The 24598-nt window shown below is 40.0% G+C and carries 17 protein-coding genes; all 17 read left to right on the top strand.

All coding sequences use genetic code 11. The features are described 5' to 3' along the window. The first annotated feature begins 158 nt into the window (after positions 1-158). On the top strand, positions 159-713 hold the full coding sequence (locus EO122_RS03770) for a LemA family protein (protein WP_127009435.1): 555 nt from the start codon (positions 159-161) through the stop codon (positions 711-713). A gap of 38 nt (positions 714-751) precedes the next feature. Beyond that, positions 752-1525 carry a YgcG family protein gene (locus tag EO122_RS03765; protein WP_206168509.1) on the top strand — a complete coding sequence of 258 codons (774 nt, stop codon included), beginning with the start codon at positions 752-754 and terminating at the stop codon, positions 1523-1525. Positions 1526-1714: 189 nt separating this feature from the next. Continuing rightward, positions 1715-1852 carry a rubredoxin gene (locus EO122_RS03760; protein ID WP_126937326.1) on the top strand — a complete coding sequence of 46 codons (138 nt, stop codon included), beginning with the start codon at positions 1715-1717 and terminating at the stop codon, positions 1850-1852. Positions 1853-2030: 178 nt separating this feature from the next. Beyond that, positions 2031-2543, top strand: a complete 513-nt coding sequence (locus EO122_RS03755; protein ID WP_126937325.1) for a DUF177 domain-containing protein — start codon at positions 2031-2033, stop codon at positions 2541-2543. 32 nt (positions 2544-2575) lie between these two features. Further along, on the top strand, positions 2576-2755 hold the full coding sequence (gene rpmF / locus EO122_RS03750; protein ID WP_009354192.1) for a 50S ribosomal protein L32: 180 nt from the start codon (positions 2576-2578) through the stop codon (positions 2753-2755). A gap of 130 nt (positions 2756-2885) precedes the next feature. After that, positions 2886-4169 carry a manganese-dependent inorganic pyrophosphatase gene (locus tag EO122_RS03745; protein WP_127009434.1) on the top strand — a complete coding sequence of 428 codons (1284 nt, stop codon included), beginning with the start codon at positions 2886-2888 and terminating at the stop codon, positions 4167-4169. Positions 4170-4234: 65 nt separating this feature from the next. Next, positions 4235-6424: a DNA helicase PcrA gene (gene pcrA, locus EO122_RS03740; protein WP_127009433.1), complete on the top strand. Its 2190-nt coding sequence runs from the start codon at positions 4235-4237 to the stop codon at positions 6422-6424. 5 nt (positions 6425-6429) lie between these two features. Further along, positions 6430-8418, top strand: a complete 1989-nt coding sequence (ligA, locus tag EO122_RS03735) for an NAD-dependent DNA ligase LigA (RefSeq protein ID WP_127009432.1) — start codon at positions 6430-6432, stop codon at positions 8416-8418. Between the two features lie 68 nt (positions 8419-8486). Beyond that, on the top strand, positions 8487-8939 hold the full coding sequence (locus EO122_RS03730) for a PaaI family thioesterase (RefSeq protein WP_127009431.1): 453 nt from the start codon (positions 8487-8489) through the stop codon (positions 8937-8939). Positions 8940-8956: 17 nt separating this feature from the next. Continuing rightward, positions 8957-9979 carry a phenylalanine--tRNA ligase subunit alpha gene (gene pheS / locus EO122_RS03725; protein ID WP_127009430.1) on the top strand — a complete coding sequence of 341 codons (1023 nt, stop codon included), beginning with the start codon at positions 8957-8959 and terminating at the stop codon, positions 9977-9979. Positions 9980-9988: 9 nt separating this feature from the next. Continuing rightward, positions 9989-12433, top strand: a complete 2445-nt coding sequence (gene pheT, locus EO122_RS03720; protein WP_127009429.1) for a phenylalanine--tRNA ligase subunit beta — start codon at positions 9989-9991, stop codon at positions 12431-12433. A gap of 71 nt (positions 12434-12504) precedes the next feature. Further along, complete coding sequence (locus tag EO122_RS03715; RefSeq protein WP_240632649.1) at positions 12505-14961, top strand: DUF3656 domain-containing protein; 2457 nt, start codon at positions 12505-12507, stop codon at positions 14959-14961. Continuing rightward, positions 14961-17339, top strand: coding sequence for an endonuclease MutS2 (locus tag EO122_RS03710; protein ID WP_127009428.1), 2379 nt, complete (start codon positions 14961-14963; stop codon positions 17337-17339). The genes EO122_RS03715 and EO122_RS03710 overlap by 1 nt, the downstream gene beginning before the upstream one ends. Before the next feature lie 152 nt (positions 17340-17491). Next, positions 17492-19597, top strand: coding sequence for a penicillin-binding protein 1A (locus EO122_RS03705; protein ID WP_127009427.1), 2106 nt, complete (start codon positions 17492-17494; stop codon positions 19595-19597). Between the two features lie 9 nt (positions 19598-19606). Next, entirely contained in the window at positions 19607-20815 is a 1209-nt protein-coding gene (tyrS, locus tag EO122_RS03700) for a tyrosine--tRNA ligase (protein WP_127009426.1), read from the top strand. 729 nt (positions 20816-21544) lie between these two features. After that, a complete protein-coding gene (gene ppsA, locus EO122_RS03695; protein WP_127009425.1) occupies positions 21545-23917 on the top strand; it encodes a phosphoenolpyruvate synthase in 2373 nt (790 codons plus the stop codon). 51 nt (positions 23918-23968) lie between these two features. Continuing rightward, positions 23969-24598, top strand: a complete 630-nt coding sequence (locus tag EO122_RS03690; RefSeq protein WP_127009424.1) for a CBS domain-containing protein — start codon at positions 23969-23971, stop codon at positions 24596-24598.

The following is a 24598-nucleotide window of genomic DNA, read 5'->3' as shown; positions in this document are numbered from 1 at the left end:
ACTCCATACACATGGTGGTTTACTTTTCTATGGGGAATGGTGCATGAAGTGATTATAATATCGACTAGTTAATGATTAGGAAGTAGACACGTATATGATACAATGTGCTAACAAGGAGTAGCAGCTTATTATATGCGAGGACATGAAAAGGAGGGCTTATGAAAAAGTCTTGGATAATTGGTTTTGGTATTTTAGGTGTTATCTTAATTTGGATTTTTAGTTCTTATAATGGCTTGGTGCAAACGGAAGAACAGGTGAATAGTCAGTGGGCACAGGTGCAAACACAATTGCAACGACGCTCTGATTTAATTTCGAATTTGGTAAACACTGTAAAAGGTTATGCATCGCATGAAAAGGACAGCATCCAAGCAGTAGCAGATGCACGAGCTAAACTAGGTGGTGCGAAGACGGTGGAAGAAACGGCAAAAGCAAATCAAGAGTTAAGTAGTGCTTTGAGTCGTTTACTAGTTGTAGTAGAAAACTATCCAAACTTAAAAGCAGATGCAAATTTTAGAGCATTACAAGATGAGTTGGCAGGTACAGAAAATCGCATTGCCGTAGCTCGTAAAGATTATAATGGTAGTGTACAAGCTTATAATTTAAAGATTCGCACACTACCAGCATCATTAATTGCTGGCTCTATGGGATTTCAAGTAAAACCATACTTTGAAGCTGATCAAAATGCACAAGGTGCGCCTAAAGTACAGTTTTAATTCTGTATATAGATTGGCTATCTTATTAGGGAGGTAGAATGACAAAACGATGGACATGGGCTGTCAGTATTAGCCGTGTATTAATAACTATATGGATGCTTGTTGCTAGTGTTTCTGTCTTTGCCTTAGATGTGCCACATCCCCCTAAGAATGGGTATGTATTAGATCAAACACAGAGTCTAAGCAAAGAAGAAATTCAGACTATGAATCAAATGGGCTTGGAACTAGAGAAAAAGACTAAAGCCCAAATAGCTGTGTTAGTGGTCCCTACGTTGGATGGTGAAGATGTAACAGACTATGCGAATCGAGTATTCCGTTCCTGGGGGATAGGTCAAAAAGAGACTAATAATGGTATTTTGTTCTTAGTAGCCTTGAAAGATAGACAAATGCGTATTGAAGTTGGCTATGGGCTAGAAGGCGCTATCAATGATGCTAAGGCAGGCCAAATATTAGACGAGTATGCGAGCCCAGCGTTTAAAAAGGGGCACATAGGTCAAGGTATAGTCGCTACCTATCGAGTGCTGGTAGGTGAGGCTGCCAAGGAATATGGCGTATCCATTGATGGAAGTCAAATTGATACAGGTACAGAGAGTGTACCGTTGACAACTTTTGATCTTCTCTTGATAGGTGTGGGCATATTCTTATTGGTCATTGTTGATTTTGCATTCTTGGGAGGAACCTTAACACAATCTTTGCTGTGGATACTTGCTTCTGGACGAGGTGGAGGTAATTCAGGACGTTCAGGTGGAGGCGGTTTCGGAGGATTCGGCGGTGGCTCTTCCGGAGGCGGTGGAGCCAGTCGACGTTGGTGATATGTACGCATTCGTTGAGGATATTCAATATGTTGTACCAATCAGTTACTATGCGTAGTTTGCAAATAGGTATACAAAAATAACATAGAAAAAGATTGAGAATATATTGAAAGTTTTCGATTGTGGTGGTATACTGTTTATAGATGAAGTATCTGAGATAACTAGTTAGTACGAAAGGTGGTGCACACGATGGATAAAAAATACGTTTGCGTAGTATGCGGTTGGATTTATGACGAAGCTGTTGAAGGCGTTAAATTCGAAGATCAACCAGCTGATTACCTTTGCCCAGTTTGTGGGGTTGGTAAAGACCAATTCGAAGAAATGTAATTAATTTATTTGGTAGATTAATCCACATACATAAGGGCTCTCCAGTAGGGGAGCTCTTTTTAACATGACAAGCCAGCGCTAAGTCTTGTATGAGTTTTTAGGAAAATCAACAACATATAGTGCTAGTATTTGACAAAGATAGTATAGGTAGCTATAATAGTATAGTCGAGGTAAAATTATGAAACTGCAAGTAGAGCAAGCAAAAGAACAGATTGGACGTATAGTCCCTTTTCTATGTACGACATCAGGGGATGATCTTGGTGACGTATCTGCTTTTCCTTGGAGCCGTCATGATATAACCATTAGTGGTGAGCTTCGTTACGATGGTCAACATTATGTGGTGAATGGCACGATTACGACAAATGGACATTATGAGTGCTCAAGATGCTTAACCGATACTAATTATACCCATACTGTTCCATTTGAAGAGACTTTTGGTGTTTCACATTCCACCTATGGAGACGATGATGTGATTTCTTTCGATGGGGAAGAAATCGATCTAACGGAGACCATTCGGGAAACATTAATCATCAATGAGCCCTCTCAAGTGTTATGTCAGGATGATTGCAAAGGATTGTGTGTTCATTGCGGAGCAAATCAAAATGTTTCACCATGCTCTTGTGAATCCTTTGTGGTAGATCCTCGATTAGCAGTGCTAAGAACATTGCTGAAGGAAGAAAATGATGATTAATACCTAGTGATTATGTTAAGGAGGTGCAGATAATGGCAGTACCAAAGCGTAGACTTTCCAAATGCCGTCGCGATCGTCGTCGTGCTAACTGGAAATTAGAAGTACCTGGTTATGTAGCTTGTCCACAATGTCACGAACCAATGATGCCGCATCGCGTTTGCCCAACATGTGGTTCTTACAAAGGAGAACAAGTAGTTTCTAAAAATGCATAATAGAAACGAATGAAGAGGTCTTGTAAACAGAAGTTTGCAAGGCCTTTTTTGTATGCATTTTCTAAGCGTTTATGGTATAATGTAAGAACATTAATAAATAACTCAAGTGAAGATTATATGAGGTGACACTATGTTAAGAGATACAATTTTAGTGACAGGACATAAGAGCCCTGATACAGACTCTATTTGTTCTGCTATTTCTTATGCAAACTTAAAAAATCAAATGGGTATTCCAGCACAACCAATTTGTGCAGGCCAAGCTAATAAAGAAACATCCTTTGCATTACAATACTTTGGATTTGAACATCCTGAGATTGTTACATCTTTTGCAGTTACAGTAGAAGATGTACTAGAAGCAATTCCAGCCGTAGATGCAAAGGCATCTTTACAAGATGTATTAGCATGGCGTAAGCAACATGAAATGAATCGTATTCCAGTTGTAGAAAATGAAACTACTTATGTAGGTACGATTACGGCACAACGTTTGATTGATGCCTTAGAAGCAGCGATGGGTGGTCACATAGCTACAGCTGGTGAGATTTGCACAAAAACTTCTTGCCAAGTGATTAGCAAAGAAACGAAATTACGTGACTTCAAAACTAACTCCCACATCGGTGGATATCCTGTAGTGGATAATGGTACATACTTAGGTATCATTCGTTCTAATGTAGAAGCTCCAAAGCAAAAAACAAAAGTTGTTCTTGTGGACCACAATGAAAAAGTACAAATTATTGACGATATCGAAGAAGCAGAATTAATCGAAAATATCGATCATCATCGTATCGGTGGTTTAGTGACAGATAATCCTATTTTCATTCATTATGAAACTGTAGGATGTACTTGCACGATTCTTGCTAATCTATACTGGCAATATGGTCAAGAGATTCCTAAAAATATTGCAGGGTTGATGCTATCTGCTATCATTTCTGATACAGTATTGTTCCGTTCTCCTACTTGTACTGAAAAAGATAAAGAAACGGCAAGAAAATTAGCAACTATCGCTGGTGTTAACTTAGAAGAGTATGGCATGGAATTATTAAAAGCCGGCTCTGATGTGTCCGACTATTCTGATGAAAAAATTGTTCGCACAGATTTAAAAGAGTTTGAAGCAAATGGTAAAATCATCAGTATTGGACAAATCCAAGTGATGGATACAACAGATATTTTAGGTCGCAAAGGTTGCTTGTTAAAAGCGATGGAAGAATTGCGCAGTGCTAATAATTACAGTGCTTCTTACTTAATGATTACAAACATTTTAACAGAAGCCACTAATTTAATATTTGTTGGTGATGCGAATGATGTGGTAGCAGCTGCATTTAATGCACAACCTGTGGACAATGAAGTATATTTAGAACATACATTATCCCGTAAAAAACAAGTAGTACCACCTATCGTGGGTGCTATGAAAGGCTAATTGATACTAGGGGGTGCGTTGGAGTATAAACTCAGCGCACCCTTGTTCTATGCAAGAGAGGTATTATGATATTTGACGGTTTAAATAAAGAGCAACAAGAGGCTGTATATGCCACAGAAGGTCCTCTACTTATATTGGCTGGCGCTGGGTCAGGAAAAACACGAGTATTAACATATCGTATCGCCTATTTGTTGACACAAGGAGTAAGCCCCTATGAAATTTTAGCCATCACCTTTACCAATAAAGCGGCAAAAGAAATGAAGGAACGTGTAGAAGGTTTGGTTGGTGATACGGCACATCGTATTTGGCTCAGCACATTCCATTCTTTCTGCGCTAAATTCTTACGTTTTGAATTAGATTCCTTTATGGGCTATAGTAAAAATTTTTCTATTTATGATTCTGGTGATTCGCAGACTGTTATCAAACAAGCCATAAAGGCATTAAATTTAGATGATAAATATTATCCTGTAGGAGCTATGCAGGCGCAGATTAGTGATGCAAAAAACAGATTGCAGTTAGCTAAGGATTTCAGACGTAATGCTCGTGACTTCTATACGCAACAAGTGTCTAAAGTGTACGATTATTATGAAGCAGAATTGCGTAAAAATAATGCTTTAGATTTTGATGATTTATTATTAGTGGCCGTTAAATTATTGCAAGAAAATCCCACTGTATTAGAAAAGTATAGTCATCGATTTCGATACATAATGATTGATGAATATCAAGATACAAACCATGCTCAATACACATTGGCATCTTTATTAGCTTCTAAATGGCATAATCTATGTGTCGTAGGGGATGTGGATCAAAGTATTTATGCATGGCGTGGGGCAGATATTCAAAATATCTTAGATTTCGAAAAGGATTATCCTAAGGCAAAACTTATTAAATTAGAGCAAAACTATCGGTCGACGAAAACGATTTTAGAGGCTGCTAATGCTGTTATTGATTACAACGAGGGACGCCCTGAAAAAGTATTGTGGACAGATAAAGCAGAAGGTGCCAAAATCCGTCATTTTGAAGCACAGTCGGAACAAGAAGAAGGGGCTTTCATAGGGGATACTATTAAAAAGCAAAAAGAGATTCATAATCGAAGCTATGGAGATATGGCGATTCTGTACCGTACAAATGCGCAATCTCGTGTACTAGAGGAATCTATGATTAAACGAGGAATTCCTTACACCATGGTAGGGGGGACGAAGTTCTATGATCGTAAAGAAATCAAAGATATCTTAGCCTATCTACGAATTTTGATGAACCCTTTTGATGATATTTGTTTACAACGTATTATTAATGTGCCAAAACGTAGTATTGGATTAACTACTGTTGGTAAATTACAAGATTTTGCACGATCTACCAATAGTTCTATGTTTCTAGCCTTAAGCCAATTAGATCAAATACCTACGATTAAAGGAAAAACAAAAGAAAAGTTAGAAGATTTTATGGGCCTAATTTTTACTCTTGTAAATGAAGCTACAGAACTTTCTGTACAAGGTATTATTGAAGCTATTTTAGATAGAACTGGTTATGTGGTGGAGCTAGAAAATAGCACAGATCCACAGGATCAAGCACGGTTAGAAAATATCGGGGAGTTAGTGTCTGTGGCAAAGGAATTTATGGACACCAATCCTGAAGGTACATTGCAAGATTTCTTAGAGCAAGTAGCATTGGTGAATGATGTAGATTCCTTTGAACAAGAAGAATCTAAAGTGACCTTGATGACATTACATGCCGCAAAAGGTCTTGAATTTCCAGTGGTATTTCTAGCTGGTTTAGAAGAAGGGTTATTCCCACATAGCAGGACCTTGATGAACCCTGAAGAAGTGGAAGAAGAGCGCCGTATTGCTTATGTAGGAATTACAAGGGCAGAAGAAGAGCTATATGTATCGAATGCTGCTTCTCGTACTGTATTTGGTAAAACGATGAGTTATTTACCATCTCGTTTTTTAAAGGAGATTCCTCAAGAATTGGTGGAAGAACTTCGCCCAAAACGCACTGTGAAGGAAGAATTACAACGCAATGTGCCATTTCATCAGTCGGTGGCAAACCGTCCTGTCACAAAACCGATCATTCGGAATCCACAAGTTGTTGACTGGGCTGTGGGTGATACAGCTCTGCATACGAAATGGGGCGAAGGTACAGTGGTTGATGTAGTTGGTGAAGGTGCTAATGTAAAATTAAAAATTGAGTTCCCTACACAAGGGTTGCGTCAAATTATGGCTAAATTTGCACCGATACAAAAACTAAGGAAATAAATATAATGAAGATTCAAGAAGAAATTCAACAATTGCAAAGAGAATTAGCTCATCATGCCTATTTGTACTATGTAAAAGATGCGCCTATCATTTCAGATTATGACTATGATGTATTATATCGAAAATTAGTGGATTTAGAAACGGCTCATCCTGAATATATTGTGCCTACGTCTCCTACACAACGAGTAGGGGCAAAGGTAGAAGGCAGCTTTGAAAAAGTAGTGCATGGACAACGTATGCTCAGTTTAAGTAATGTATTCAATGATGCTGAAGTAGAACAATTTGGGATGCGCTGCGAAAAAGAGTTGGGTCATGCGCCGCAATATGTGGTGGAATTGAAGATTGATGGCTTAGCGGTTAACTTACATTATGAAAATGGTCTCTTTGTGCGAGCTGTCACACGTGGTGATGGTCGTGTAGGGGAAGATGTAACAGCCAATGTAAAAACTATCCAGTCCATTCCATTAGTCATTGAAAATGCACCTCCTTTCATTGAAATTCGTGGAGAAGCTTATATGCCACACAAGGAGTTCAAACGGATCAATGAAGAACGAGAAGAAGCTGGCTTGCAGACGTTTGTCAATCCACGCAATGCGGCAGCAGGTTCGTTACGTCAACAAGATCCAGCCATTACGGCAAGTCGAAATTTAGATTTTTTTGCTTATGCTATTGGCTCTTCGGAAGGATCTAATATACATACACAATATGAATTGCTGCAGCAATTAGAAGCTTTCAAATTTCATGTAAATCCTCATTATAAGTTATGTGATTCTATTACAGAGGTTGTGGAGCATATACGCTATTGGGATACAGAGCGTCATAGCTTGCCCTATGATACAGATGGTATGGTGATAAAAGTAAATGACTTTGAAGACCAAGAGACATTGGGGACCACAGCGAAGGACCCGAAATGGGCGACGGCATTTAAATATCCACCGGAAGAAGTGGAGACCATAGTCAAAGATATTACGATCAATGTAGGGCGCACAGGGGTGTTAACGCCAACTGCAGAATTGGAATCTGTCTTCGTATCTGGCACGAATGTATCACGGGCTACTTTGCACAATGAAGACTTTATTAAAGAAAAAGACATTCGCATTGGTGACACAGTGCGTATTCATAAAGCGGCAGAAATCATTCCAGAGGTAATTTCGGTAGTACTAGACAAACGACACGCTGATGCAACACCTTATGAAATGCCTAGCATGTGTCCTGTTTGTGAATCTCCTACGTTACGTCGTGACGGGGAAGTGGCGATCTATTGCAGTAATGAACATTGCCCTGCAGTAGAGAAGGAAGGGATCATTCACTTTGCCTCCCGTGATGCCATGAACATTGATGGATTAGGACCAAGTATTGTAGAAGCCTTAGTAACCAACCATCGTATTGAAACGGTAGTGGACTTGTATCATTTGAAAGAAGAGGATATTACATCCTTAGAGCGAATGGGCAAAAAGTCGGCGCAAAACTTACTAAAAGCGATTGACGATTCTAAACAACGTGGCTTAGGTCGAGTTTTATTTGGACTGGGTATACGTTTAATTGGTGCTAAAGCAGGGCAAACCATTGCTAAATACTTTACTTCCATTGATAGCCTAATGAATGCCACCATAGATGAGTTGACTAGCATTGATGGAATCGGTCCAACTATGGCGAAAAGCTTAGTAGAATACTTCGGTGATGATCGTAATAGACGATTGGTTGAAGGATTGCGTAATGCTGGTGTACGATTAGAAGAGGAAGTACAAGAAGCAGCTGGCAATGAATTAGAAGGACAAATTATTGTATTGACTGGTAAGCTCACTTCCATGGGACGCACTGAAGCAGGAGCTATCCTAGAAGCTCATGGCGCCAAGGTAACAGGCTCTGTCAGCAAAAAGACAACCTTAGTGATTGCTGGTGAAGATGCAGGTAGTAAATTAACTAAGGCAGAACAATTAGGCATCCCAGTGATAGATGAGGAGGGCTTGTTGAATTTAATCAAGGATTTCTAGGTCTATCTATTGATAATGAGGTAGTATATCCTCTATAATAAAGAGATAAGCTTAGAGAGGTTACAAATATGGAACATAAGACATTGCTGGAATATTTTCAAGACCATACAAGTTCACATCCTTTTGAAGTGTTGCATCATGTAACACTTAAGAATGTATCTCCTGGACATGTGGAACTAGACTTTCACAGTGAAGAACAATTACACAGTAATCCACGAGGCGATGTGTATGGTGGGGTGCATTTGAGTTTGTCAGATTACCTCATGGGATTGGCTTGTATTACCTTAGGAAAGCAAGTGACAACGGCACAAATCAATGGTAACTTTGTGAAACCATTGCCTAACAATGCAAGAATTCGTGGTGTATCCAATGTGGAGCACAAAGGACAGAGCACGATGGTTACATCTTGTCGTTTGTATAACGACATGGGAGAACTCGTCTATATGGGAAGTGGAACCTTTATGGTTCTTGACGATTTGGCGTTACCAGAATTACCATGGTCGTTATTAGATGAAGAATAGTTGGAGGATAGGAATCAATGAAAGAACAATTGCAAGCATTGCAAGAGAAAGCAATTGCCCAAATACAAGGGGCTGCGAACTTGCAGGAATTACAGGATATTCGTGTTACCTATTTAGGTAAAAAAGGGGAAGTTACATCCTTGTTAAAAGGCTTAGGTAAACTATCTCCAGAAGAGCGTCCTGCTATGGGAGCCTTGGTGAATACAGTTCGTGTCGCATTGGAAGAGGCATTAGACGGTGTGCAACAACAAATGGAGTCTGCCGTATTGGCTGCTAAGTTAAAACAGGAAACAATCGATATTACCTTACCTGGTCGTCCTGTTCGCAAAGGTCATTTGCACCCGTTAACACAAATCAATGAAGAAATTGAGCAATTTTTTGTGTCCATGGGCTATGCTGTAGAAGAAGGTCCTGAAATTGAATCGGACTATTTTAACTTTGAATGCTTGAATTTAGCTGTAGACCATCCAGCTCGTGATATGCAGGATTCTTTCTATATTACAGACTCCGTACTACTTCGTACCCATACATCTCCAGTGCAAGCTAGAACATTACAACGCAGTGAAAAAAATGCACCTATCCGCATGATTGCACCAGGGAAAGTATATCGTTGGGACTATGATGCTACACATTCTCCAGTGTTCCATCAAGTAGAAGGTCTTGTCATCGACAAGAATATTACCTTCTCTGATTTGAAAGGAACATTGGAATTGTTCTTGAAACACATGTTTGGTGAAGATACAGCCGTACGTTTCCGTACAAGTTTCTTCCCATTTACAGAACCAAGTGCAGAAGTAGATATTTCTTGTTGCATGTGCCACGGTGAAGGATGCCGTGTATGCTCTCATACAGGCTGGTTAGAAATTCTTGGTTGTGGTATGGTACATCCAAATGTGTTGAAATTGAATGGTTACGATCCAAATGAAGTGCAAGGTTTTGCCTTTGGTATGGGCGTAGAACGTATCGCAATGTTGAAATATGGTATTAATGATTTACGTTTGTTCTATGAAAATGATAAACGTTTCTTAACGCAATTCTAGGAGGTTATCGTGAAAGCTAGTTTACAATGGATGAAAGACTATGTATCTGTGAATATTGGCGAGAACCCTCAAGAGTTTGCAGATACCTTAACACAAGCGGGTATTCCAGTAGAAGAAGTAATCAACTGTGATACAGGTATTAAAAAGATATACACAGGAAAAATCGTTGAGATTACGAAACATCCTGACGCAGATAAATTGCAAGTATGCCAAGTAGAATGCTTAACAGAAGAAGGGGAGCCTGTGACGAAACAAATCGTAACAGCCGCAACCAATGTGGCAGTGGGACAGATTGTTCCTGTGGCGTACCATAAATCTCGTTTAGCAGATGGTACAGAAATCAAAAAGGGCAAACTTCGCGGACAAACGTCAGAAGGCATGTTCTGCTCTGTAGCAGAATTTGGTTTATCTACAGATGTAGTATTACCAGAAGAAGCTACTGGCATTTATATCTTCCCGGAAGGTACAGCTATTGGTCAAGACGTAAAAGAAGTATTGGGTCTTAACGATATAGTCTATGAATTTGAATTAACGCCAAACCGTGCAGATTGTTTCTCCATGGTGGGTCTAAGCCGAGAATTTGCCGTATTAGGTAAATCAGAAGCTACATTCCCAGTGGTCACAGTCCAAGAAGAGGGACCGTCTATTGAAGGTCGTTTAAGTATCTCCATTGAGGATACAGAATTATGCTCTCGTTTCATGGGACGTTTAATCGAAAATGTAAAAGTTCAAAAATCTCCATTATGGTTACAAAATCGTTTGCGTAATTGCGGTATTCGTCCTATCAATAATGTGGTGGACGTAACGAACTATGTAATGTTGGAATTAGGTCAACCAATGCATGCTTACGACTATGATCATCTTCATGGACATAGTTTAGTAGCTCGTAAAGCTACAGAGGGAGAAGTAATTCAAACCTTAGACAGCAATGATCGCACATTAGCAGATACTATGCTTGTTATCGCTGATGCTGACCGTCCTGTAGGGGTAGCTGGTGTGATGGGTGGTGCTGATAGTGAAGTATCCAATGCAACAACAACAGTTGTATTGGAAGCTGCTGTATTTAATGGAGCATCCATTCGCCGTACGTCTCGTGCATTAGGCTTGCGCTCTGAGGCATCTGGTCGTTTTGAACGTGGTGTGAATAGTGAAGTGACACCACTAGCGTTAGATCGGGCAGCACAATTGTTATTGGACATTACACCAGGTGCTACGGTAGCAAAAGGTATAATCGATGTATATCCAACTGCGAAAGAAGTGCGTACAGTATCTTTCACGAGTGAAGCTGTGAATGCGTATTTGGGTACGAATATTGCAGAAGAAGAGATGGTTAACATTTTAACAACCTTATCCTTCGACGTGAAAGTTGATGGTAAGGCATTAGTAGCAACTATCCCATCTTGGCGTGATGATGTAACAGGCATGCCAGATATTGCAGAAGAAGTAGCACGCATTCATAATTATGATAATATCGCACCTACTACACCATTGGCACGTATCCAAACGGGGACAGTGTCTCCTATGCATGCATTAGTACATGATGTGAAACATGCTTTGGCTGAATCGGGTTTAGATGAAATTATTACTTTCAGTTTCATGCATAAAGATAGTTTACAAGATTTGTTGATTCCTGAAACAGATAGCAGACATCAAGCGATTCCTATTCTGAACCCAATTTCAGAGGAATTCCCTGTAATGCGTACTACTTTGGTGCCTAGCGTATTAGAAACAGCAAAACGCAATGTAGCACAAAAGAATTTGGATTTAGCTGTCTTTGAAGTGGCTGCTGTGTACGAACCGAAGGCATTACCACTCACAGAATTGCCAAAAGAACGCACGATGGCAGCAGGGGTTATCCTAGGCAAATGGGATAGCCAAGAATGGAATGTACCGGCTAGAAATGTAGATTTCTATGATCTAAAAGGTATTATTGAATCTGTATTAGCAAATCTTGGTGTTGAAGAGTATGAAATCAGCCGTAGCCAAGAACATTATTTACATCCAGGTGTGAGTGCTAGTATCACTGTAGAGGATGTTGAAATCGTACGTTTTGGTGAATTGCATCCACAAGTTGCAAGCCATTATGATATCAATGGTAAAGCGTACTTGTTCGAAATGGATTTAGAAGCATTGTTACAAGTAAACCGTAAAGGTATTTCTTTCACAGGTATTTCTAAATTCCCTGGTACAAGTCGTGACTTAGCGATTGTGGCACCAAAAACGGTGCAAGCTGGAGAAATTTTGTCTGTCATGGAGCAAGAAGGCGGACAGTATTTAGAAGATGTTCGTATCTTTGACGTATATGAAGGAGAACATATTCAAGAAGGATATCGTAGTTTAGCGTATACGTTATCTTTCCGTTCTCATGAAGGAACATTGGTAGATGCTGATATTGAAGATAGAATCCAAGCGATTTTAGCAACATTAGCTGATAAAGGTTGTACATTACGATAACATGTAAATCCTACGGGATGTATAGAATCGGTCATCTCTTTCAGGGGTGACCGATTTAGTATTAAGGAGTTATGATGGAATTATTAGCCCCAGCAGGGACAATGGAAAACTTCATGGCAGCCCTTGAAGCAGGGGCTGATGCCATTTATCTAGGTGGCAAGGTATTCAATGCTCGATCTCATGCAGGAAATTTTGAGTATGATGAGTTACGAGAAGCTCTGCGCCTAGCTCATATATTACAAGTGGGTATTTACGTAACCGTGAATATTCTAGTAGGTGATCGTGAAAGCAAAGCCTTAGCAGATCATTTGCGTGAGTTAGAACGCATTGGTGTAGACGGCATTATTGTACAAGATTTGGGCGTGGCAAGAATTGCTCGTCAAGTAGCACCTTCTCTAGAACTTCACGGAAGTACCCAAATGACAGCTACCAATTTAGAGACTGTACAATTTTTAGAACGATTGGGTTTTACACGAGTGGTTTTATCTAGAGAATTGAGCTTAGATGAAATCCGTCATATCTGTAAACATGCAAAGGCTGAAATAGAAGTCTTTATTCATGGAGCTCTTTGTATTTCTTATTCTGGACAATGTTTGATGAGTAGTTTTATCGGTGGTCGTAGTGGGAACCGTGGGTCTTGTGCCCAACCATGTCGCTTGCCATATCAATTGGTTACTTTAGATGGTGAGCAAATTACACACGACAAAGAAACCTATATCATGAGCCCTAAGGATTTGAACTATAGTGCCTATATGAAAGAGCTTATCGAAGCTGGTGTAGCATCCTTCAAAGTAGAGGGTCGCATGAAAAAGGTAAGCTATGTGCATGAAGTAATCGGCACGTATCGGACTATCATTAATCGTGCGGGGCAGGCGACTAAGGAAGATTTTGCTCGTTTAGAAGAGGGGTTTAATCGTGGTTTCTCTACAGCCTACTTAGAAAATAATGGCTCTAAGTCGATGATGACCATCAGTGCGCCTAACCATTTAGGAAAATACCTTGGGGAAGGACAGGTTAAAGGACGTATGCTGGTCTTGCGCACTAAGGAGGCTGTAGCAGAAGGCGACTTGCTGAAAGTCATCGCCCATACGGGAGATGTACACTATATTACAGTGACGGCGGATATGACTTTTGATCGTAATATATATCACATTTCACTCACGGAAACTATTAGTGCAGGCAAGGTCTATCGTGCCAGCCAAGGTGGATACACCAAACAACGGGGGTTAAAAGATTTTACTCGTAAATACAAGTCCTATATGTTCTTGCATGGCGAAGAAGGTAGCACTGTGTCATTGACGATGATGTTAGAGTCTGGTCAAACCATAACCGTCACTGATGAATATGTATTGCAAATCGCTACTAACAAACCTACCTCTGTGGAGAAAATTACGGAACAATTAGGTCGTTTAGGAAATACGCTGTTTGATTTAGATCATGTAACAGTTCCAGAAGGACCTTATATGTGGCCTAGTAGTGTATTAAATAGCCTTCGCAGAAGTGCCGTAGATGCTATGGAGGAATTACTTATCGGTCAATACGTCGAGTCCTGGGAAGCTCGTAAAGAGAATTTGCCAAATGGGATGGAACTATTGGGTGATATGACAAAAACTGTAGGACAGGTGTTAGGATTTACACAGGTGGATATCCTAGAATCTAGTACAAAACAATTAGAAATCTTGGTGGATTCCTTAGAAGGACTGCAGCAGGCAGTTATGACGCCAGTAGACCGTATTGTGTTTGGCGATCCATTACACAGAATCCCAGTGGCATATTCCGTATATCAAGAAGCTGTACAAATGTGCCGTGAGGCTAACAAGGAAATTTTATTTAGTACCCCAAGGGTGATTAAGGATAATGAAAGTACAGCCTTTAGGGATATGGTAACTCATATGGTACAAGCCAATCCAGATGGGATTCGAGTGCATTTCTTGGGGGCTTTGGAAGTATTACATCAACTGGGATATACCGGTGTGGTGGAAGGTGATACAGGTCTGCAAACTTTCAATTCACACTCTCTTGCTATATTGAATGACTTAGGATTTAGTACTACTAATGTGTCCTTAGAAGCTACCTTACATCAAATGAATATGATGGCTAGTAAAGACATTATGCCTATTGGTGCTATTGTGCAAGGCCGTGTAGAATTGATGATTTCTGAATATTGTCCTATCAGCAGTTTTGCAGGTACAGGCTATAAACGGGGATGCCCTTTAGTATGCACGAAAAAAGAGTATTCCTTACAAGATAGAAAAGGTGAGTTATTCCCTATCTATACAGATCCATTCTGTCGCACTCATATTATGAATAGTCGAGAGCTAGATATGAAAAGCTATATCGACGACTTACGCCGTTCTGGGTTACAGCGGTTGGTCATTGATGGAAGACAACGAGGTCCTAAATGGATTGCTAAAGAGGTGAGTATGTATCATCAATTACTAGAGGGGACTTTGAAAGCACCGAGTAAAGAAGGAGCTACTCATATCACACGAGGACACTTTTTTAAAGGAATTTTAGGGGAATCATAATGAATAGTGAACAAGTCTTAGACTTTCAACATATACGACAAAAGCTAGCTGATGTGTGTTCATCTGCCATTGCTAAAGAATATGCACTAAATTTACAACCTATGCACAACCGTCAAAAAATTGAAGATGCTCTAGATGAAACTGTGGAAGCTATGCGCTCTTTAGAGCAAGAAGTGGAGCAACCTATCAGTGGCACGAAAGATATTCGTACTACCTGTTCAAAAAGTCGTAAAGAAATCATTTTGACTCGTGAAGAACTTTGGGACTTGCATACTACTATCTTGGCATATAATCGGATGCATCGATTTTTTAAAGAAAAATATTTGCTCTATCCATTGCTATCTTTGTGGGTACAGGATTTAGCAAATCATGATAAGCTGACAAAACGCTTTGAACGGACTTTTGATGCCTATGGTGTTTTATTGGATAGTGCTACACCAAAATTACAACAGTTGCGCATGACTATGAGTCGTACAAAGAACGCTATTAAAAATGACCTTCAACGAATATTACAGGACAAGGATAATCAAAAATATTTTCAAGAAGCTATCGTGACTATGCGTAATAATCGCTACGTCATTCCTGTAAAACAGGAATATCGAGGAGCTTTTCCAGGGTTGATTCATGATCGTTCTGCCACAGGAGCTACTTTGTATATTGAGCCGATGCGTTTGGTGGATTTAAATAATGAATTGCAAGAGGCTATCTTGGCAGAGGAACAAGAAGTGCTTCGTATTTACAAAGAACTAACGGAACTGGTACGAGCTCATGCAGATACATTACTGGATGCATGTAAACGTGTATCTCACGTAGAATTTGTCTATGGTAAGGCGGAGTTGGCTATACGGATGAAAGCTGTTCGTGCTACGATCAGTCAAGGTCGAGAAGTAAACCTACTACAAGCTCGCCATCCTATGTTGGCTCCTAATGTGGTAGTGCCTACTACCATCACTTTGGGGACGAAGTATCGTATTTTACTAATTACCGGTTCCAACACTGGGGGTAAAACGGTATCCTTAAAGACTTTGGGGTTGTTGGCATTGATGAACCAGAGTGGATTATGTATTCCAGCGGACAGTGGGTCTACGTTACCAATCTTTCACCATATTTATGCAGATATTGGGGATGAACAAAGTATTGAAGCTAGCTTGAGTACCTTCTCTGCCCATATGTCGCAGGTAATTCGGATACTGAAAAAGGTAGGACCAAATGATTTAGTGTTACTAGATGAATTAGGTTCTGGTACGGATCCAGAAGAAGGAAGTGCCTTAGGGATTGCAATCATTGAATATTTCCGTAAAAAGGGCGCATTAATGATGGTCAGCACTCACTATAATGAGCTGAAAACCTATGCATACCAAACGGAAGGTGTCGAAAATGGTCATGTAGAGTTTGATGAAAGAACTTTGCGTCCAACATATCGTTTACATATTGGCGTAGCAGGTAGTTCTCATGCTCTTAGCATTGCAGCACGCTTAGGTTTACCCCAAGAGGTAGTAGACTTAGCTCGCAAACAGTGGGAGCTGAATGGACGCAGTGCTATGGAAGATATGCTCCGTGAGTTAAACCAAGAGCTACGTAAAATGCAAGAACGAGAACGAGCTTTGAAAAAAGAACAAGAAGAAGTTCGCCGTATGCGTACCCAAGTGATGCGAGATAAAAAAGCATTACAAGATAAGAAAAAAGTTATCTTAGAAAAAGCACGTGAAGAAGCGCAAAATATGAAGCGTTCAATTCGTATTGAAAGTGAACAAATCATTAAAGAGTTAAAAGGTTCCTTTAATGAAACGGATAAACAAAAGCGTCAAGATGCTATTTCTAAAGCTAGAAAAGGCGTATCCAATGTAGCTGTTCCTACAGGTGTGATAGAAAAACGAGATCAATTAGATGTGACTAAGGTAAAAGTGGGCGATGTAGTGTTCCTAGATAACCTACAATCGTTAGGAACTATATTGGCTATCCAAGGGAAACGGATTCAAGTGGATATGAATGGACTAACGGTGACTGTGAAAGAAAAGGATCTATTAGCAGCCACTCGTGAGGAAGCTAGTGCTTTATTGCGTAAAGAAAATCCTGCACCTATGTCCAATCGTCAACGGAAACGGTCAGGGTTGGCTGTAGTTCGCCAACAACAGGCGTCAACGGAATTAAACATCATTGGTAAAACGGTAGATGAAGCTGTTGTAGAAGTAGGTCGATTTATTGATCAAGCTATTTTGGCAGGGTTGAACTCTGTTCGTATTATACATGGTAAAGGAACTGGTGCCTTACGTGCTGGAGTACATGAATATTTAAGGACTTTGCCTGGCATTGGTGATTACGATGTGGCAAGCTTAGATGAAGGTGGTGCAGGTGCGACTACAGTACTGTTGAAATAACGAATCTTATGTTAGGTTTGTTTTGATGACGTTCATATTTTTCTAAGTTGTAGTGATATGCTAGGGATATAATTCGATTTGTACAAAAATATGCAAATAGAGTATAATTAAGGGAGTTCTATAGGAAATAATGAGCTTTAGAGAGGTGACATATGAGTCCTAGTTCATCAACGTCTGTTCCTCCTCGGAGACGGATTGTGAAAAAGAAACCGGTAAAGAAAAAATCATCATGGAAACGATCCTTTTGGATGTTCTTTATCTTGTTTATATTAATTGTGGCAGGCGCAGGTTGTGGCTTTTTAGGAGCCACTATGTCTTCGTTGCCAGATGTGAGTAATGTAAAACCAGCAGCTTCATCTCAAATTTATGATGCTGATGGGGAGTTAATTACGACGGTTCATTCCACGGAAAATCGATTGCCAGTGAAATTGGCAGATATGCCAAAGAACCTTCAAAATGCATTTATTGCGACAGAGGATAATCGTTTTTATAGTCACCATGGTATTGACCCAATTGGTATCATGCGTGCTTTGTGGGTAAATCTTGCTCACGATGGTGTAGCTGAAGGCGGTTCTACTATCACGCAACAGTTAGCTCGTAATGCTTTCTTAACGCAAGATCGTACATTCAAACGTAAAGTGATGGAAGCACTGTTAGCATTGCGGATTGAACAAAAATATACGAAGCAAGAAATTTTAGAAATGTATATGAACCAAATTTATTTTGGTCAAGGTGCATATGGTGTACAAACTGCATCGCATGTATACTTTGGTAAAGATGTACAGGATCTTTCATTAGCACAAATGGCGGTATTAGCAGGATTACCACAAAGTCCAAACTATTACTCCCCATTTACCAATTTACAAGCAGCTAAAGATAGACAGGCTGTTGTGTTGGGACAGATGGTAAAATATGATTACTTATCTCCTGCACAAGCCGAAGAAGCAAAACAAGCAGATTTACAGTTGGCAGAAAAACCAGAAACTACATCTGAACATGGTGGTTTAGGGTATTTCATCGATTATGTGATCAATGAAGTATCTGAACGATATGGAGCTGATGCCATCTACAAAGAAGGTATGAAAATCTATACGACGATCGATAGAAAGGCACAAAGTGCTGCAGAGAAAGCTATGCAAAACTTGCCTGATTACTATACTGATGAAAATGGATTACATCAGCCTCAAGGTGCGTTGATCTCGATCAATCCTCATAATGGACATATTATAGCGATGGTAGGTGGTCGTGGAGGTGACTCCTTTAACCGTGCCACTATGGCTGTTCGTCAACCAGGATCTTCCTTTAAACCAATCGTCTATTTAGCGGCCTTAGAGGAAGGGGATAATCCAGGTACTGTATATGTAGATAAACCTACTCAATTCTATGGATGGACACCGCAGAACTATTCTAGAAATCACTCAGGTGCTATGACTATGCGTAGTGCAGTGGTACATTCTAATAACGTGATTGCAGTTATGGCTGCTAACAAGGTTGGCATGAAAAAAGTCTTAAGTTTAGCAGAACAAATGGGTATTTCTACTATCCAGGAAGGCGATCGAGATAATTTAGCGGTTGCATTAGGTGGTATGACACATGGAGTTAAACCAATTGATTTAGCTGTTGCTTATGGTGTTTTTGCAAATAATGGTGTGAAAGTTAAACCTGTATCCATTACAAAAATCATCGACCGTAATGGCGCCATCGTAGAAGAAGGGTCTCCAGAAGAAACTCGTGTTGTAGATGCTAAGTATGCATATATGATGACGAATATGTTGGAATCTGTTGTTAAGCAAGGTACAGGTACTAAAGCGTACTTTGGTCGACCAGCAGCCGGTAAAACGGGAACAACTGATGATGAAAAAGACGCTTGGTTCGCTGGATACACTCCTGAGTTAGTCACTGTCGTATGGATTGGTGATGATAGTGGGGCTGAGAACTTACGAGGTATTACAGGTGGTCAAACCCCTGCGATTATCTGGCGTGAGTATATGCAATCTGTCTTAGCGAATACGCCAGCATCTAACTTCCCTGTTCCAGATGGTGTTGGACAAGAAGCTTATGCAGGTAATGTAAACCCAGCTAAAGACAAAAAAGACGATAAAGATAAAAAAGATGATAAAGACAAAGATAAGGATAAACAAGACGAGGTAAGTAATGATGATAGTCCATCACCATCAGATGATGGAGGATCTAAAAAACAAGCAGGCCCTACGAAAGAGCCGGCTACAGTTCCTAAATCCTCGAAAGGTTCAGAATAGGAGATATGTATGATTAGTGCAGCAGAACAGTTTCGCCTCATTTCCCATGGGGTGGCTGATCTTTTACCAGAAGATGAATTTAAAAAGAAATTAGAAAAATCCGTGGCAACTAATACGCCGTTGATTATTAAATTAGGCTTGGACCCAACGGCACCAGATATTCACTTAGGACATACGGTAGTATTGCGTAAGTTGAAATTATTTCAAGATTTTGGACATAAAGTCATTATCTTAATCGGTGACTTTACAGCTCGTATCGGTGACCCTACTGGTAAAAGTGTGACACGTCCTCCATTGACAGAAGAACAAGTCATTACCAATGCGAAAACATATCAAGAGCAAATCTTTAAAGTCTTAGATCCTGAAAAAACAGAAGTTCGTTTCAATAGCGAATGGTTGAGTAAATTAGACTTCGCAGATGTATTGAAACTCGCTTCTAAATACACCGTAGCTCGTATGTTAGAACGAGATGACTTTCATAAACGATATACAGAAGGTCGACCAATTAGCATTCATGAGTTCATGTATCCATTGATGCAAGGTTACGATTCTATCGCTTTGAAAGCTGATGTAGAATTTGGCGGTACTGACCAAACTTTCAACTTGTTAATGGGCCGTCATTTACAAGGTGAAGAGGGAATGCCAGAGCAAACGATCATTACGATGCCGATCTTAGAGGGCCTTGATGGGGTTCAAAAAATGAGTAAATCCCTTGGTAACTACATCGGTATTAGTGAGGCTCCGGCTGAGATGTATGGTAAAGCTATGTCGATTCCAGATGAGCTGATGATGCGTTATTTTATGCTTGTCACAGATATGTCTATTGAAGAGCAAGAACAATTGGCTAAGGACCTAGAATCTTGTACAGCGCATCCAAGAGATGTGAAAATGAAATTGGCTCATACTATCGTTCGTTTGTACCACGGTGAAGAAGCAGCTAACTTTGGTCAAGAAGAGTTTGTTCGTGTGTTCCAAAAACATGCGATGCCAACAGACATTCCTGAATATAAAGTAGCTATTACAGAAGAACCTGTTTTCGTTCCACAATTATTATCTGATGCAGGATTAACAGCAAGTAATGGAGAAGCTAGACGATCCATTAAAGCTGGAGCATTCAAAATTGATGGCGAAAAATGCAATGAAGAGCATATCGTGTTGAAAGACGGTATGGTGTTGCAAGTTGGAAAGCGGAAATTCATCAAAATCGTCTCTTGTTAGTCTATGTAGCCTGTGGCAGTTTTAACTAAATAGTGTAAAGGGAAGAGCACCACATATTCCTTCTCAAACTGATCCTACGGTAGGTTTGTTCAGGAACATGTGGTGCTCTTCTTGTGTTCGTATGAAATAGTCAGTAAAGGACCGCCACAAGGCTACTACGTCTAACTGCGTTCCTCTGCTTGGGTTAGACTGATTTAATCGGTTGAGCATAGCTATAAGATTAATACAATCACATGACAAATAGTTGCAAAAGTATTAAAAAGATGGAATAATAGATTCAAATAGATTGACTAGTAGTTTAATGGCAGCAGAACGCGGGCCTTTACAAGAAAAACTGAACTAGAGGGGTTTCCTTAGGCCGCTAATAGAAATATTGGTGATGGCTTGAAAAACAGTCCTTAAAGTTAAGACCTAGGGCGCTGTATAGCAGGTAAAACGTCCGAAGCGTGTGGTTCGACTCCCACTTAGTCAATCTATTCATAGCACCCGTATAGGGTGCTTTTTTATTTGTACTATACTAATTATGGTATATCGGTTATAAGATGATTGAATGTATATTCTACCTTAACTTATGCTATTATCTGGAGTTTTTTATTAATAAATTGGGGCATATGACGATTATTTTTCTGAATCACTTTTACTTACATTCTTAATAATGCTTGACTATTTATTATATGTGTTGTACTATATAATTAAATTATGAATACTATTTCTAATGGAGGATGAATCATGAGTCGTGATACTGCATATGTTCTTTGGTTTGATGAATTGCATCGTGAGGATGTGGATATTGTTGGTGGTAAGTCTTCTTCTTTAGGAGAAATGACTTCTTCTACGAATGTTCCTGTTCCTTATGGCTATGCTACGACAGCCCATGGATATCGTTATTTCATGGAAGAAACTGGTTTGGTGGAACGTATTAAAGCTAAATTGGAAGAATTGCATGATGTAGAGAACTCTGCGTTGTTACGTAAAGTCACTGCAGAAGTCCGTCAAATGATTATGGATGAAGAAATGCCAGCTCCATTAGCTGAGGCGATTCGCAAGGGCTATGAAGAGTTAGCTCAAAAGGTTGGGGAAGAAAACCCATTTGTAGCAGTTCGTTCTAGTGCTACGGCAGAAGATTTGCCAGATGCTAGCTTTGCGGGTCAACAAGATACATACTTAAATGTTCGTGGCGCAGATATGATCATTGCGAAAGTTAAAGAATGCTATGCATCTACTTTCACAGACCGTGCTACCTACTATCGTGTAAAACAAGGTTTTGACCATATGACGGTAGCCTTGTCTGCGGCTATCCAAATGATGGTATACTCCAAAGCAGCAGGTGTTATGTTCTCTGTGAACATTATGAATGGCGATGACAAATCGATCATCATTGAAGGTTCTTGGGGCCTTGGTGAATATGTAGTACAAGGTACTGTAACACCAGATAATTTCACTGTAGACAAAGCGACGATGCAAATTACAGATCGTATGATTAATGATAAAAACGTAGCATTAGTACGTAAACCTGATGGAGATTGTGAAGAAATTAAAATTCCTGATGAAGAGGCTCGTGCACAAGTGATTACAGACGCACAAGTTATCGAACTAGCAACCTATGCTAAAGCGATTGAAAAACATTATGGTTGCTACATGGATATGGAATGGGGCATTGATGAGCGCGATGGAAAAGTATGGATTTTACAAGCTCGCCCAGAAACTGTATTCTCTCAAAAGAAAGAAAAAGAAGAAGCTGTAGTAGAAGCGACTACCACAGAACGTAAGATTATTGTAAAAGGTCTTCCTGCGAGCCCAGGTAAAGCAGCAGGTCGTGCCCATGTCATCGAAAATCCAGAAGATATCGATGATTTCAAAGAAGGAGAAATCCTTGTTACTACAATGACTGCTCCTGACTGGGTACCAGCCATGAAAAAAGCGAAAGCCATTGTCACCGATGCTGGTGGTATGACTTGTCATGCATCTATCGTAAGCCGTGAGTTGGGGATTCCATGTATTGTAGGTACAAAATCTCGCAGTGAAGAAGCTACTAAAACGATTACCGACGGTCAAATGATTACTGTAGATGCTACGAATGGTATTGTGTATGATGGAATTTTAGAAGAAGCTACGAAAAAAGTAGAACCAGTTGCAGAAGCTCGCTATGTTGAGCCAACTCCTATTACAGGTACAAAAATCTACATGAACTTAGGCGATCCAGACTTGGCTGAAAAATATGGTGTATTACCTTGTGATGGTATCGGTTTAATGCGTGAAGAGTTCATTTGGACTACTTTCATCCATGAACATCCTATGCATTTAATCGAAACAGGACGTCGTGATTTTGCTATCGATACCTTAGCAGAAGGTATGCGCAAAGTATGTGCAGCCTTAGCGCCTCGTCAAGTTGTATTGCGCTTGAGCGACTTCAAATCTAGTGAATATCGTGATTTGAATGGTGGTGACAAGTACGAGCCAGAAGAGTCCAGTGCTTTATTGGGATTCCGTGGCGCTTCTCGCTACTATGATGAACGCTATGCACCTGCATTCTTGTTAGAATTAGAAGCCATCAAAAAAGTGCGCGATGAATTTGGCTTTAAAAACTTGCAAGTTATGATTCCGTTCTGTCGTACTGTGAAGGAAGCAGCCGAAGTGACTCGCATCATGGCGGAACATGGCTTACAACGTAATGCAGACTTCAAAGTATGGTTGATGGCTGAAATCCCTGCGAACATTATCTTGGCAGATCAATTCAATCAATATGTGGATGGGTACTCTATCGGTTCCAACGATTTGACTATGCTTGTATTGGGTTGTGATCGCGATAATGAAACAGTACAACATATTTATGATGAAAGAAACTTGGCTGTGAAACGTGCGATTAAACATTTAATTGAAACGGCACACAAAGATGGCAAAACTGTATCCATCTGTGGACAAGCGCCAAGTGTATATCCAGAGTTCTGTGAGTTCTTAGTTCGTCATGGCATCGATTCTATTTCTGTAAATCCAGATGCTGTGGTATCCACTAAAAAAATGGTGGCACAATTGGAACAACGCATTATGCTAGATGCTTTGACAGGCAAAGGTCGTCAAAATACAGAATCTTTAGATTGGTAATACATAAGGGGGCTCTGGAAGGAGTCTCCTTTTTCATAGAAAGGTAATAGTATGAATCTTTCAAAACGACAAGAATCGATCGTGCAAATCGTACAGCAAGAGGGGCCTATTACAGGGAAAGCCATCGCTACAAAATTGGAGTTAACGAGGTCAGCCTTGCGGTCAGATTTGACGGTATTAACGATGATGGGTATTTTAGACGCACGCCCTAAGGTAGGGTATTACTATGTGGGTAAAGTGGCGAATAATCCCTTAGCTGCTGAAATCAACAGCTTTACAGTGGCACAAGTCATGTCCAGTGTGGTGGCAGTGAGCTCTACTACATCTGTGTACGATACGATTGTGACCATGTTTACAGAAGATGTGGGAACTATCTTAATCTGTGATGATGGCATATTAAAAGGTGTAGTATCTCGTAAGGATTTATTACGAGCTTCCTTAGGTGGATCTGATTTAAACACTATGCCTATTTCTATGATTATGACACCGACCAGTAAAGTAGTAGTAGCATACCCGGATATGCCTGTTGTGGAAGCAGTAGAACGGATGATTGATTTCGAAATTGATTGCGTCCCTGTGATAGATAAGGTATTATTAGAAGCAAATAAGGAATATCGAGTGCTAGGTCGTATTTCAAAGACGACAGTGACTCGTTTATTCTGGGATTGTGGAAAACGATAG

Origin of the sequence: Veillonella sp. CHU110, assembly GCF_003992255.1 — a bacterium.
GTDB lineage: Bacteria > Bacillota > Negativicutes > Veillonellales > Veillonellaceae > F0422.
This window is presented reverse-complemented; position numbering and strand designations above follow the sequence as displayed.